Below are 14,227 nucleotides of genomic sequence, written 5' to 3'. Positions count from 1 at the left end.
CGCGGCGCGTCCTGCTGCGTTGTTGCTGGAATGGCGACAGCGTCATCGGCATGTCGCATGGGGAACCTGGCTCGGGGTGTCTGAGACCCCAGGGCCGGTGCCCGACAACCAGACAACACTGTGCGGTTCCGCAACGCCCGGGTCTTCTTGAGGAATCCGTAGCGCTGGCGCTGGCTTGTGCCCGCGGATGTCACATCCCTTTACAGGTGCGGGGCCGGAGCCTGGAGCGCAGGCAGTCCAAGCAAAGCAACAAGTTCTGCTTTTCCCCTCTGTGGGGTTGATTGGCCCTCCAATTGCTTCAGGCCTGGACGCGCCGTGCCGCGGCTGGAGGAAGCCAGGCGGACGGCGCGTCCCCCCGCAGTCAGGTGTACGAGGAAACCCCCCATGCTCAAGACGATGTTCAAGGGAGCAGCAGTCCTCGCGGTGAGCTGTGGCGTGCTGTCCGGCTGCGGTACCGACGGTACCGACGCGCAGCTCGACCCGCAGGCGGAGAACGAGGAGATCATCTCCAACCTGGTCGAGGCCGGGTTCCCGGCCGACGACATCATGGTCGCCGACGGTCTGGTGTACGTGGGGCGCGACGCTCACGTGACGCTCGAGGCGTCCCGCGAGATGCTCCGGCCCAGCGAGGTGAGCGCGGAGCAGTACCGGACGACGAATCTCGTCAGCACCTCCACCGTGAAGAAGATCTGCATCAATCCCACCTCCACGTTCAACAGCTACACCCGGCTCAGCCAGGGGCTCGACCTGGCCATCGCCAACTACAATGGCCTGGGGCTCGCGTTCACCATGGCGCGCGGCCCGACCACGGGCTGCAACGCGAACATCACCGCGCAGACCATGTCCGGCACCGGCGGCTCCGCGGGCTTCCCCTCGGGCGGCAAGCCCTATGGCACCATCAACATCGGCACCGGGCTGAACAGCTACAGCGTTGACGTGAACGAGCACGTCATCACCCACGAGCTGGGCCACGCGGTCGGCTTCCGCCACTCGGACTACTACAACCGGTCCATCAGCTGCGGCAGCGGCGGCAACGAGGGCTCCGCCGGCGTGGGTGCCATCCACATCCCCGGCACGCCGACCACGGCCACGGTGGGCGGGTCCATCATGAACTCCTGCTTCAGGTCGACCGAGACCGGCGAGTGGACCAGCTCTGACATCACCGCGCTGAACTACCTCTACTGAGAGATGCCGATTCAGCCCCCTGGTCCATCCATGACCCTGTGGGGTCGAATCCTCGCGGGCACCGTACTCCTGGGCGTCGCGGCCTGTGGAAGTGCGGTGCCCGCGGAGCCTCCGGCCTGCGGGAAACCGAAGACGCCGGAGGTGCGCGGCCTCTGGCAGTGCGGCCCGACCCTCGATTTCACCCCCATCAACAGCTACGAGGGCGAGTTCGCCGGCGTCCAGGGCACTGAGGACGCGGTCGTCATGATCGACGGACGCTGCACCGGAACGCTGATTGAAGCGAGCGCGGGACCGGTGGTGGTGACCGCGGGCCACTGTGTCGGGCTCGGGGACCGGGCGTTGCTGGTCTTCAACTTCGAGGACGCGCCCGACGGCGACCCGCTGGTGACAGAGGGCACCGTCATCGAGCAAGCGCTCGAACCCGACTATGCGCTCATCGAGCTCGACGTGCTTCCCGCCGTCACCCCGGTCCTGCTGACGACCCGGGCCAGCGAGCGGTTGGCAATCATCCAACACCCCCGGGGCCGGCCCAAGGTCATCGCGGAAGGCCGCTTCCTGAACTCATGTAATCAACTTGTATACTACTCGGACCTGGACACCCTGGTAGGGAGCTCCGGCGCTGGCGTGCTCAACCGTGAAGGCCACCTGCTGGGCATCCACACCGACGGCGATTGCGACGAAACCGGGCGCGGAGCCAACAGGGGATGGACCGCGGAAGTGATTGTCGAAGCGTCCCCGTACCTGCGGAGCGAGGACATCGCCGAACGCTGAGGACGGTACGGATTCGATGCGACGGCCTGAGGACCTGGCCGTCCTATGCTCCGCACATGAGTGACCTCAACGAGCGAATCGAGGCGTTCTACCGGTTTCTCTGGCCATTTCTCGCGGCCGACAAGGCGCGGTACGCGTACCTGGACGAGCCCCCGGGCGGACGTCCTGCGTCGGAGTTCCTGGGCGAGATTCCAGCGCGGCGGGGCGTGGGCCCTGGCTCACGGCTCGTGGACGTCGGCTCCGGCAAGGGGAAACAACTCGTCGAGCTGTCCAGGCGCCTGGGCTGCCACGTCATCGGGCTCGACCCGCTCGATGAGAACCTGGAGCTCGCCGCCGAGCGGCTCCGAAAGGAGTCGCTGCAGGACCGGGTGACCCTCTTGAAGGGCTCCATCGGGAAGATGCCCCTGGAGGACGCCTCGGTGGACTTCGTCTGGTGCCTCGACATGTTCAACCACGTCGAGGACATCGACGGCGCGCTGAAGGAGTGCGCCCGCGTCCTCAAGCCGGGCGGCTCGATGATGAACTGCAGCGCCGTGGGAAGCGACCTGCTCGAGCCGCGTGAGGCACAGCGGGTCACGTACCGCATCGGCATCAACCCCGACACGCTCTCGCCGGAGCGCATGGCCGCCGCCTACGAGACGGCCGGACTGCACGTCATCGAGTGCGGGACGACGACCGATGAGGGCTCGCCGTTCCTGGAGGAATTCGATGAGGGGATGGCGCACCACGCACTCCGGTTCGGCAAGATGCTCCGGGCTCGCTCGCGCGTGACGGCACGGTTGGGGCAGGACGCTTTCGAGCTCCTCTCCGCCTATGAGCAGTGGAACATCTTCCTGCTGATTGGAAAGCTCACCTACTGCGTCTGGGTCCTCGAGCGCGTCCGGCCATGAGTGACGAGCCCTCGGGGTGAGATGCGTCCGGCCACTGTCGCGGGGTTGAAGACATTTCCCTTCTTGCCGCTCAAGTCCAGCCTGGTGTGATTTTCTCAGATTGTTGGATTTTGCGGGTAGGTCCTCTAAAATCTGTAGTCCGCCCCGACGGTTCCATGCCGGCACCGTGGGGAGGACCGATTCAGAGCAAGAGGGAGAACGCAAATGTTCAAGAGAGCGGCAGTCCTCGTGGCGAGCTGTGGCGCGTTGCTGTCCGGCTGCGGTCCCGACGCGCAGAACGCCCCGCAGGCGGAGACCGAGGAGATCATCTCCAACCTGGTCGAGGCCGGTTTCCCGGCCGACGACATCATGGTCGCCGACGGTCTGGTGTACGTGGGGCGCGACGCTCACGTGACGCTCGAGGCGTCCCGCGAGATGCTCCAGCCCGCCGAGGTGAGCGCGGAGCAGTACCGGACGACCAATCTCGTCGGCACCAGCGTGACGAAGATCTGCGTCAATCCCACCTCCCAGTTCAACAGCTACAGCCGGCTCAGCGCGGGGCTCGACCTGGCCATCGAGAACTACAACAGCATGGGGCTCCGCCTCACCTTCGTGCGAGGACCGGCCACCGACTGCACCGCGAGCATCTCCGCGAGGACCACGTCCGGTGTCGGCGGCTCCGCGGGCTTCCCCAAGGGCGGAAAGCCCTACGGCACCATCAACATCGGCACCGGGCTGCAGAACTACAGCGTTGACGTGAACGAGCACGTCATCACCCACGAGTTGGGCCACACCATTGGCTTCCGCCACTCGGACTACTACGACCGGTCCATCAGCTGCGGCAGCGGTGGCAACGAGGGAGAGGCTGGCGTGGGTGCCATCCACATCCCCGGGACGCCGACCACGGCCACGAGGGGTGGCTCGGTCATGAACTCCTGCTTCAGCTCGAACGAGAGCGGCGAGTGGACCAGCTCTGACCGCACTGCGTTGGATTACCTCTACTGAGAGATGGCGCTTCAGCCCCCGCGGTCCGTCCATGGCTCCGCGGGGGCAGTTCCTCATTGGCATGTAGATCGCCTTGGCGGTTCGTCCAATCCATACTCCTCTGGACTGACTGGAGGAATCGCCATGGAGCAACCGACCCATCCGCTCGCCGTCGTCGCTGAAGACGCCCCCCTCAACACGGTCCGCTCGATCCTGCCGGCTGCTTTCGCCGCGCGCGTGCAGGGACGCGAGAAGCGCCGCCTGGGCGCGCTCTTCGGGCTCGAGAACTTCGGCGTGAACCTCACCCGCATCGTGCCGGGCGGCATGTCCTCGATACGCCATGCGCATACGAAGCAGGACGAGTTCATCTACGTCCTCGCAGGCCACCCGACACTGCAGACGACCGACGGCGCCGTTCAACTGGCGCCGGGCATGTGCGCCGGCTTCAAGGCCGGCAGCGGCCGGGCGCATCACCTCGTCAACGAAACCGATACAGATGTCTTGTATCTGGAAGTCGGCGACCGCACGCCGGGCGATGAGGTGACGTATCCCGGCGAGGATCTGAAAGTGACGCAGGTGAACGGCGCCTGGGTTTTCACGCACGAGGATGGCACGCCGTATTGAAGCTCCTCTGCCGCTCCGCCGCACTCGCCCGAGCGGTGCCCAGGCGTTCAGTGGGTGCCGTGGCCACCCCGAGGGCAGCCAGGCACCTCCCTCCCCCGGAAGGCGCCCGGGCGTGCCGTTGACTCGAAAATCAGTTACACACGGGAGGAGGACCCCTCAACCGTCTTCAAGGAGCTCGCGGTGAGCCAGGAAGCTTTCATCTTTGACGCCGTTCGCACCCCTCGCGGCAAGGGCAAGAAGGGCGCGCTGCACGGCACCAGGCCCGTGTCGCTGCTCGTCGGCCTGGTGAATGCGCTCAAGAAGCGCAACCCGAACCTGGACCCCCAGTGCATCGACGACGTGGTGCTCGGCGTCGTCTCGCCCGTGGGTGACCAGGGCGCGGACATTGCCCGCACGCTGGTGCTCGCGGCCGGCCTGCCGGAGACCACGGGTGGCGTGCAGCTCAACCGCTTCTGCGCCTCGGGCCTGACGGCGGTGAACATGGCCGCGCAGCAGGTGCGCTCGGGCTGGGAGCACCTGGTCATCGCGGGCGGCGTGGAGAGCATGTCGCGCGTGCCCATGGGCTCGGACGGCGGAGCGTGGGCCATGGACCCCGCCACCAACTACGACACCTACTTCGTGCCGCAGGGCATCTCCGCGGACCTCATCGCCACCATGGAGGGCTTCACCCGCGAGGACGTGGACCGCTTTGCCGCGCGCTCGCAGGCGCTGGCCGCGAAGGCGTGGGCCGAGGGGTACTTCAAGAAATCCATCATCCCGGTGGTGGACCAGAACGGCCTCACCGTGCTGGACCGGGACGAGCACATGCGCCCGGACACCACCGTGGCCTCGCTCGGCCAGCTCAACCCGTCCTTCGCGGGCATGGGGGAGATGGGCGGCTTCGACGCGGTGGCGCTGCAGAAGTACCACCACGTGGAGCGCATCGACCACGTGCACACGCCGGGCAACTCGTCCGGCATCGTCGACGGCGCGGCGCTCGTGCTGGTCGGCTCGGAGAAGATGGGCAAGACGTTGGGCCTGACGCCGCGGGCGCGCATCGCCGCCGCCGCCACGTCCGGCGCGGAGCCGACCATCATGCTCACCGGCCCGCTGCCGGCGACGAAGAAGCTGCTCGACATGGCCGGCCTCAAGGCCAGTGACATCGACCTCTTCGAGCTCAACGAGGCCTTCGCCTCCGTGGTCCTCAAGTACCAGAAGGACCTCGGCATCCCGGACGAGAAGCTCAACGTCAACGGCGGCGCCATCGCCATGGGCCACCCGCTCGGGGCCACCGGCGCGATGATTCTGGGCACCGTGGTGGACGAGCTCGAGCGGCGCCAGGCGCGCCGCGCGGTCGTCACCCTCTGCGTCGGCGGCGGCATGGGCGTGGCCACCCTCGTCGAGCGCGTCTGACTCCCCCTCCCCTTTCTAGCGACACCCTTCGAGCGAACCCATGAGCGAGCAGAACACCATCCGCTGGGAACGAGACGCCGACGGCATCGTCATCTTGACGCTGGATGACCCGAGCCAGTCCGCGAACACCATGAACGCCGCCTACGTGAAGTCCATGCGTGCGGTGGTGGACCGCCTGGTCCAGGAGAAGAACAGCATCACCGGCGTCATCATCACCTCCGCGAAGAAGACGTTCTTCGCCGGTGGCGACCTGAATGACCTTCGCGGCGTGACGAAGGAGCAGGCGAAGCAGGTCTTCGAGCTGGGGCAGGAAATCAAGGCGCAGCTGCGCACGCTGGAGACGCTGGGCAAGCCCGTGGTCGCCGCCATCAACGGCGCGGCGCTCGGGGGCGGGCTGGAAATCGCGCTCGCGTGCCACCGGCGCATCGTCGCCGACGTGAAGGGGGCGCAGCTGGGCCTGCCGGAAGTGACGCTGGGCCTGCTGCCCGGTGGCGGCGGCGTGGTGCGCACGGTGCGGATGCTGGGCATCGTGGACGCGCTGATGAAGGTCCTGCTCCAGGGCCAGCGCTACCGTCCACAGGAGGCGAAGGAAGCCGGCCTCGTGCACGAGGTGGTGGACTCGGTGGAGGCGCTGCTGCCCGCGGCGAAGGCGTGGGTGAAGGCCAACCCGAGCGCGCAGCAGCCGTGGGACCAGAAGGGCTACAAGATTCCGGGAGGCACCCCGTCCCATCCGTCCCTCGCGGCGAACCTGCCCGCCTTCCCCGCCAACCTGCGCAAGCAGCTCAAGGGCGCGAACATGCCCGCGCCGCGCGCCATCATGGCCGTGGCCGTCGAAAGCACGCAGGTGGACGTCGACACCGCGTTCACCATCGAGTCGCGCTACTTCACCGAGCTGGTCACCGGCCAGGTCGCGAAGAACATGATTCAGGCGTTCTTCTTCGACATGCAGCACATCAACTCGGGCGGTGGCCGTCCCAAGGGCTTCCCGCAGCACACGGCGAAGAAGGTCGGAGTGCTGGGCGCGGGCATGATGGGCGCTGGCATCGCCTATGTCTGCGCCAAGGCGGGCATCGACGTGGTCCTCAAGGACGTGAGCGCCGACGCGGCCGAGAAGGGCAAACAGTACTCCGTCAAGCTGGTGCAGAAGGGCATCGAGAAGGGCAAGGTCACGAAGGAGAAGGGTGACGCGCTCCTGGCGCGCATCCACCCCACCGCGGACGCCGCGGCGCTCGCGGGCTGCGACCTGGTCATCGAGGCCGTCTTCGAGAGCGTGGAGCTCAAGCACAAGGTGTTCCAGGAGGTTCAGGACGTCGTCGCTCCGGACGCGGTGCTGGCCTCCAACACGTCCACGCTGCCCATCACCCTGCTCGCGGAGGGCGTGAAGCGGCCGGCGGACTTCGTCGGCATGCACTTCTTCTCCCCGGTGGACAAGATGCCGCTGCTGGAGCTCATCGCCGGCAAGGGGACGAGCGATGCGACGCTGGCGAAGGCCATCGACATCGCGGTGCAGATTGGGAAGACGCCCATCGTCGTCAACGACAGCCGGGGCTTCTTCACCAGCCGCGTCATCGGCACGTTCCTCAACGAGGCCATCGCCATGGTGGGCGAGGGCATCGCGCCCGCGTCCATCGAGCAGGCGGGCCTGCAGGCGGGCTACCCCGCGGCGCCGCTTCAGTTGATGGACGAGCTCACGCTGACGCTGCCGCGCAAGATTCGCGAGGAGACGAAGGCCGCCATCCTGGCCGCGGGCAAGCCGTGGGTGGAGCACGGCAGCTACGCCGTCGTCGACGCGATGATTGACCGGCACCAGCGCAAGGGGCGCTCCACCGGCGGGGGCTTCTACGACTACGTGGATGGCAAGCGCACCCAGCTGTGGCCGGGGCTGACCCAGCACTTCGCGAAGCCCGGATACACCATTCCCTTCGAGGACATGAAGGAGCGGATGCTGTTCGCCGAGGCCATCGACACGGTGCGCTGCTTCGACGAGGGCGTGCTCCGCTCGGTGGCGGATGCGAACGTGGGCTCCATCCTCGGCATCGGCTTCCCGGCGTGGACGGGCGGCGTCGTGCAGTACATCAACGGCTACGAGGGGCGGACCGGCACGGGGCCGCGAGGCTTCGTCCTCCGCGCGCGCGAGCTGGCGGAGCGCTACGGGAATCACTTCCTGCCGCCCGCGTCGCTCGTGGAGAAGGCCGAAGAGGGCGAGCTGCTGAAGTGAAGTAGCTCCCTCCCGCGGGCGCGCTGCCTTGCAGCCGCGCGTCCCGCAGAAAATTCCCGGGAAGGGCCGTGTCGATTCCATCCCCGGTCGTTCGTCGCCTCCATGAAACGGGCCTTTTTGCCCGGATTCATCCACCGAGCCGTCGAAACGAAGGAGAACCACATGCGCTTCCTGTCCATGGTCCGTGCCCAGGAGAACACCGGCCAGAGGCCCAGCGAGAAGATGCTGGCCGACATGGGGAAACTGATCGAGGAGATGACCGCCAGGGGCGTGCTGCTCGATACCGCCGGTCTGCACCCCACCTCCGCGGGCGTCCGCCTTCGCAACAACCACGGCAAGTTCAGCCGCACCGATGGGCCGTTCACCGAGGCGAAGGAGGTGGTCGGCGGCTACGCGCTGCTCAAGGCCGGCTCGATGGAGGAAGCCCTCGAGCTGACCAGGCGCTTCCTCGAGGTGCACGGCGAGGAATGGAACGTCGAGTGTGAGGTCCGGCAGTTGGCGGACATGTAGCCCCCTGCCCCCGCGTGGCCACGTCGCCTCCCTGGCAGCGGGCGGTGTGTGGCGGGTCCATCTTCCTGGATAGAGTGCTCGGGCCATGAGAGTCCCGCTCGAGCTCCGCCGCGCCTACAAGCTGCTCAACCACGGCCCCACCACGCTCGTCACGAGCGCCGCGCAGGGCCGCACCAACGTGATGGCCGCCGCCTGGGCCATGCCCATCGACTTCGTGCCGCCCAAGGTCTCCGTCGTCATTGCCGAGGGCACCTTCACCCGCGAGCTGGTGGACGCCTCGGGTGAGCTCACCCTCTGCGTCCCCACGCGCGCGCAGCTGGACCAGGTGTACGCCGTGGGCTCGACCTCCGGGCGCCACGAGGACAAGTGGGCGTCGTCGGGGTTGAGGGCCGCCCCCGCCTCCCGCGTGCAGGCACCGCTCGTGGAGGGCTGCGTGGGGTGGCTGGAGTGCCGCGTGCTCGCCGAGCCGGACGTCCAGCGCAAGTACGACCTGTTCATCGCCGAGGTCGTCGCGGCATGGGTCGAGGACTCGGTGTGGAAGAACGGTGGGTGGGACTTCAGCGCCGGAGAGGAGTACCGCCCCATCCACCACCTGGCTGGCGGCGTGTTCTTCGCCACGGGTGAGCGGATGCAGGCCCACCAGCAGTAGCCTCCCTCCGCCGCTCGGCTCCTCCAGGAGCGGACGCTGGAGGGCGCGCCCTCCCGGCCCGAGGGCGGGCACGGTTGAGTTGGAATTCAAGCACCGTGCTTGCGTTGAGGGGTGCGTCACAAGGCTCGCCCCTCGCCCGTCGGCGCGAGGGATGGGCCTTCCACTCAACAAGAAGGCGGGCCCCGCAGATAGGGGTGGCTCCTGCCGCGCCCGGGAAACCACTCCCGCGCGTGGCGGTGTGCCTCGCGCGGGGCCCGCTGGAGGAGACGTCGTTTGCGGAAACTTCAAGTGGCATGCGCTGTGACGGCCTTCGCACTCCTGCTGTCGGCAGGCTGCAGCAGTGGCGGAGCTGGAGAGGGGACCTCGCCGGGTGACTCCTCTCCGGGCGCCATCCCCTCTGCGCCCGTCGCCGGACCTGCTGACCCCGGCGTCGGCACCCCTGAACCCACCCCCGGCACCGAGCCCGCCGCCCCCGACACGACGGAGCCCGGCACTCCCCCGCTCCCCCCTGCCGAGCAGGACTCCGGAACCCCTGAGCCCACCCCTGAGCCCCCCCCTGACACCGGGCCTGCCGCCCCCGACCCGACGGAGCCCGGCACTCCCCCGGCCCCCGCCGAGCAGGCCGATGTCCTTCCCACTCCCAAGCGGACGCGCACCGCACGCAGCCTCGACGAGCTGCGGACCATGATTGCTTCCGCCATCCCGGGAGACCGCATCGAGCTCGCCGATGGCACCTATACGAACACGCCCCCCATCAAGGTGTCGGTCCAGGGGACGGAACAGGCCCCCATCGTCATCACGGCGCAGACCGTGGGCAGGGCGACCATCGGAGGCTCCTCGAGCTTCCTCGTGCAGGGCGCCTCCCACGTCATCCTGCGGGGCTTCAAGCTGACGCACGGGGTGGCGGAGGGGGGCGTCGCGCTGAGAATCGTCGGCTCGACCCACGTCCGCTTCACCCGAAACGAGCTCGCCCTCAAGGACACGACGTCCATCAGCACCTGGCTGAGACTCGAAGGCGCGGGCAGTGGCTACAACCGCATCGACCACAACCACTTCCACGACAAGACGAGCTCCAACGTCTTCCTCGCCGTTTATGGTGACGCGCCGGACGGAAGCCTGGGCATGTCGCAGCACGACCGCATCGACCACAACTACTTCCACAAGCTGACCCTCGACGAAGAGGGTGGCGAGTGCCTGCGGATTGGCGACAGCAAGCGCGGCCCCATCAGCGCGCACACGCTCGTGGAGGCGAACCTCTTCGAGGAGTGCAACGGTGACCCCGAGGTCATCTCCAACAAGAGCTCGGAGAACGTCTTCCGCGGCAACACCCTGCGCAACAACAAGGGCTCGCTGGTGCTGCGCCACGGCAACAAGACGGTGGTGGACGGCAACTTCATCCTGAACAACGCGGGGGGCATGCGCATCTACGGCCACGACCACCTCATCACCAACAACTACATCGAGGGCAGCACCGGCACGGGCGCCCAGGGCACGCTCCTCCTCAGCAGCGGCTGCACCGAGGAGGACACGGGCCTGGGCACCGACTGCAGCGTGGCCGCCCGTGTGACGGTGGCCTTCAACACCCTGGTGGGCAACAACCCGACCCACCTGGTGATCGGCTCCTCGGACTCAAGACGGCCCATCCCGGCCCGGGACCTGCGCGTGGAGAACAACCTCATCGTCGGTGAGCAGGGGACGTTGGTGGACTTCGAGCGAGCCCCGGACGGGTTCACCGCCGCCGGCAACATCCTCTGGGGCGCGGCCTCGCCCGGTGACATGCCGTCCAACGGCTACGTCCGGGTGGACCCCAGGCTGGTGCGCGCGGGGGATGGCCTGATGCGTCCCTCCGCCGGAAGCCCGGTGGCCGGCGCGGCCCGCCCCTCCCCCAGTGGCCTGCAGCTCACCACGGACATGGATGCCCAGGTGCGCACCGGCGCGCTGGACGTGGGTGCGGACCAGGCGGCGAGCGGCCCTGCCTTGCGCCGTCCGCTCACCCCCGCGGACGTCGGCCCCCACGCGCCCTAATCAGGGCGGGCCGGGGGCGCCGGCCTCCTCCCGCTCACACTCCGCGGGTGCAGTGGTGACGGTGACGGCCTCGTCCGTCCCGGCTGGCCGCTGCACCCGGATGTGATAGCCGCGGCCCGCGGCACAAGCGTGCACCTCGAGCCCGTCCGGCCGCGGCCAGGCGGAGACTCGGACCGGCGATGTGGCGTTCAGACCGCTGGTGAAGAGGGTCGCGTAGTGGGCCTGGACGCCCTCGCGCGGGTAGACGAGCACCGTCGCCTTCTTGCGCACCTCGTAGTCTTCCGAGTACCACCCGTCGTACGGCCCGGTGGCCCCGCGCACCGTGGAGACGGACAGTCCCTCGGGCAGGGCCTGGGTGACCTGGAGGACGCGCTTGCCCGTCTTGTCGGTGACGGACGTGGAGGTGCCCTGCGTGGAGACAGTGAGGTCCGGCTGGAACTGCCAGCGCTGCTCGAAGCGGTGCGAGCCTTCCGAGGTGAGCCGGTCCAACACCAGGACGACGTCCTTCTCCAGCAACATCACCGCGCGCCAGTGGCCCACCCCCTCGTACAGCGTGTGGAAGCCCGACTGGTAGAGCCACCGCCCCCCCTGTGCGGACAGGCCGGGGCTTGCGTGCCCCGCGCGCTGGTCCAGCCCGTCCACCGTCACGGTGTTGTGGGCGCGGGTGCTGCGGAAGTAGGCCTCCTCGTCCCCCGGCTCCTCGGTGAACATCCCGGGGTCGGTCAGCAGCGTGCGCCCGGCCGAGTAGAGGACCACGTTGAGGGCGTCCAGGTGGCTGTGGTCCGTGCGGTAGGGCCCCATGTCGAATATCAGGTGCGTCTGTTCCCTGTAGTCCAGGGCGGGGTCGAACGAGGAGCGCAGCACGGCGACGCCGGAGCTCTCGAAGAAGGCGAGGCGCTCGGTGGGCGCGCTGCCGCACATGCCTGCCGTCAGCATGTGCGCCAGCTCGGGGAAGACCGCGCCCATCCGCGCGAGCAACACCGGTTGGTGCTTGCGCACCAGGAGGCGCTGGCTCGCCCCGAGCATGGGAATGTGCCCGTCGGGCTGCACGATGTAGGAGGCAAAGCGGGCCATCCGCTCCAGCACGGGCCACACCTGCGGGGGCAGCTCCACGCCGTGGGTCCGAGCCCACTGCGCCAGCTGATACACCTGGGTGAAGACGTAGAACTGGTAATAGGCGGAGTTCTCGATGATGAAGCCGTCCGAGCCGATGATGTCCGAGAGCAAATCGTCGTAGCGGGCGAGCGCGAGCTCGCGCCAGCGGGACGCGTCCTCGAAGTGCGGGAAGTTCTCCGCGATGAGCAGCAACGCCGCCGCTTCGGCGAACCCGTGGTTGAACCCGGCCTCGAAATTCTTCGGGTCCTCCAGGAAGCGCGCGTCCTCGAGGATGAGCTGCTCGAGCAACTGCGCCTCCTCCCTGGAGAGGGCGCCCGCGTGCTTGAGCTTCCAGTACGAGTTGACGAACACCATGGCCCGGTAGGCGGTGCCGTGTTTGTCCCGGCTGAAGACGGAGTTCTTGCTGTCGGCGGCGAAGCTCCTGAAGACGTCCATGAGCTTGTCGCGGTAGCGCCGCTCGCCCGTCTCGCGGAAGGCCCACAGGAGGTGGGCCGTGGGCCGCAGCCCGTAGAAGATGTAGCGCCAGAACTTCTCGCCGTAGGGGTCCTCCGTCCAGGTCAGCGGCGGCGGCAGGTGGACAGGGTCGAACCGGGGAACGGGCCAGGTGTCCTCGAGGATGAGGTTCGCGCTCTCCAGGTCCCCCTCGTCCAACCACAAGTAGGCCACCTCCTTTCCGAAGATGTGGCCCTCCACCACGCACGCCCTCCCCTCGCAGCCCTTCTTCTGCATCGGGTTCGCATCCTCGCGCCCGCAGACGATGTTCAGCACCTGCGCCGAGTTGAGCCCTTCCGGCGGCTCCTTCTCCGGCCCGCAGTTCGTGAGCAGCCCGAGGAGTACAGCACCGCATACTGCCCTCAATCCCAATCGTCGCGGCATGTCTCATCACTCCGTTGCCGAGGGGCGCACGGTCCGGTCCACGCGAACATCGCCGGACCTACTCCACACGAATGAAGGCGTCCGCGCCGCCAGGGGCCATGGGCCCGCTGCCGAGCCCGACCTGCGCGAACAGCGAGGCACACTCCGGGTCGTCGGCGCTGGAGAGGCATCCTGCAACGAGGTCCGTCATCCCGTCCCCGGAGCTCTCGAAGTCCGTGTGCGCGAAGAGTGCGGCCACGTCGAAGACGACCCGGCTCTTCCCCGGAACGAAGCCCTTGAGGAAGAGGGTGCCCTGGTTCTCGGCGCTGCACTTGACGCCGATGTCTGGCGTCCCCGTGCAGCCGTCGGCACGGACGTGGAAGACATAGGGCCTGTTGCCACCCGAGCGCACGTCGAGACGGAGGAACCTGTAGCCGTGCGTCCAGCTCCACCACATGCTGGGAACATTGAGGGGTGGGTCGACCCATTCCACATTCCTGTGGTTGAGCTCGGGCGGCACCCCCAGCGTGAACTCCACGCCGGTGTAGTCGTCGAAGTCGCGCACGTAGCCCACCACCTCGGTGCGGAGCTCCGGGCTGCCCGTGTTGCAGGTGCCGGTACCGTCCTCGAAGTCCAGCATGGCGACCGTTTCGCGCTGCCAGCGCCCATCCTGCTCCAGCACCAGGGGGTGCCTGTCCCCATTCTCGCGCACCAGCGAGACGCCGCGGACATACGCCTTGAAGTCCAGCAACTGGAGGGTGCTCCCCGAGGCACCGATCTTCTCGTAGAGCGCATCGCAGCGCAGAGGCTCGCCGCGCACCTGGGCGGCGAACTGGAGCGAGAGCTGACGCTCCCCACCGCAGGCGAGCAGGAGCGCGGACGCCACGAGCACGAGCATCAGGTGCATCCGGGAGGGCACGTAAGGCATGAGACTTCCCGCGCTTCGCCGCCTCCCCGGTGCCCCCAACCCGAACGCGGCCGACGGGCCCCGTGCGGCTGTGCCGGCGAGCAGCGCAAGCCGCCCCGCCT

Annotated in this window: 12 protein-coding genes; 10 read left to right on the top strand and 2 right to left on the bottom strand. The window is 68.0% G+C overall.

Annotated features, from left to right (window positions below; genetic code table 11):
• Positions 1 to 396: 396 nt before the first annotated feature.
• The 10 genes from K8638_RS39450 to K8638_RS39405 all read left to right on the top strand — a co-directional run bounded on the left by K8638_RS39450 (position 397) and on the right by K8638_RS39405 (position 11,227).
• Positions 397 to 1,185, top strand: a complete 789-nt coding sequence (locus K8638_RS39450) for a zinc-dependent metalloprotease (protein WP_223759932.1) — start codon at positions 397 to 399, stop codon at positions 1,183 to 1,185.
• A 141-nt stretch (positions 1,186 to 1,326) separates the two neighbouring features.
• Positions 1,327 to 1,956, top strand: a complete 630-nt coding sequence (locus tag K8638_RS39445; protein WP_223759910.1) for a serine protease — start codon at positions 1,327 to 1,329, stop codon at positions 1,954 to 1,956.
• Between the two features lie 56 nt (positions 1,957 to 2,012).
• A complete protein-coding gene (locus K8638_RS39440; RefSeq protein ID WP_223759909.1) occupies positions 2,013 to 2,846 on the top strand; it encodes a class I SAM-dependent methyltransferase in 834 nt (277 codons plus the stop codon).
• 204 nt (positions 2,847 to 3,050) lie between these two features.
• Positions 3,051 to 3,830, top strand: a complete 780-nt coding sequence (locus K8638_RS39435) for a zinc-dependent metalloprotease (protein WP_223759908.1) — start codon at positions 3,051 to 3,053, stop codon at positions 3,828 to 3,830.
• 123 nt (positions 3,831 to 3,953) lie between these two features.
• The gene (locus K8638_RS39430; protein ID WP_223759907.1) at positions 3,954 to 4,433 is read left to right on the top strand and encodes a cupin domain-containing protein; all 480 of its coding nucleotides are present in this window, start codon (positions 3,954 to 3,956) and stop codon (positions 4,431 to 4,433) included.
• A gap of 180 nt (positions 4,434 to 4,613) precedes the next feature.
• Entirely contained in the window at positions 4,614 to 5,825 is a 1,212-nt protein-coding gene (locus tag K8638_RS39425) for an acetyl-CoA C-acetyltransferase (RefSeq protein WP_223759906.1), read from the top strand.
• 40 nt (positions 5,826 to 5,865) lie between these two features.
• A complete protein-coding gene (locus K8638_RS39420) occupies positions 5,866 to 8,043 on the top strand; it encodes a 3-hydroxyacyl-CoA dehydrogenase NAD-binding domain-containing protein (protein ID WP_223759905.1) in 2,178 nt (725 codons plus the stop codon).
• A 162-nt stretch (positions 8,044 to 8,205) separates the two neighbouring features.
• Positions 8,206 to 8,553, top strand: a complete 348-nt coding sequence (locus tag K8638_RS39415; protein WP_223759904.1) for a YciI family protein — start codon at positions 8,206 to 8,208, stop codon at positions 8,551 to 8,553.
• Positions 8,554 to 8,638: 85 nt separating this feature from the next.
• Positions 8,639 to 9,202, top strand: a complete 564-nt coding sequence (locus K8638_RS39410; RefSeq protein ID WP_223759903.1) for a flavin reductase family protein — start codon at positions 8,639 to 8,641, stop codon at positions 9,200 to 9,202.
• Between the two features lie 288 nt (positions 9,203 to 9,490).
• Positions 9,491 to 11,227: a chondroitinase-B domain-containing protein gene (locus K8638_RS39405; protein ID WP_370644228.1), complete on the top strand. Its 1,737-nt coding sequence runs from the start codon at positions 9,491 to 9,493 to the stop codon at positions 11,225 to 11,227.
• Here the strand turns inward: K8638_RS39405 and K8638_RS39400 are convergent, their stop codons facing one another.
• Entirely contained in the window at positions 11,228 to 13,219 is a 1,992-nt protein-coding gene (locus tag K8638_RS39400) for an alginate lyase family protein (RefSeq protein ID WP_223759902.1), read from the bottom strand.
• A 58-nt stretch (positions 13,220 to 13,277) separates the two neighbouring features.
• The gene (locus K8638_RS39395; protein WP_223759901.1) at positions 13,278 to 14,126 is read right to left on the bottom strand and encodes an MbnP family copper-binding protein; all 849 of its coding nucleotides are present in this window, start codon (positions 14,124 to 14,126) and stop codon (positions 13,278 to 13,280) included.
• Between the last annotated feature and the right edge of the window lie 101 nt (positions 14,127 to 14,227).

Origin of the sequence: Myxococcus sp. RHSTA-1-4 (genome assembly GCF_020037125.1) — a bacterium.
Lineage (GTDB): Bacteria > Myxococcota > Myxococcia > Myxococcales > Myxococcaceae > Myxococcus.
This window is presented reverse-complemented; position numbering and strand designations above follow the sequence as displayed.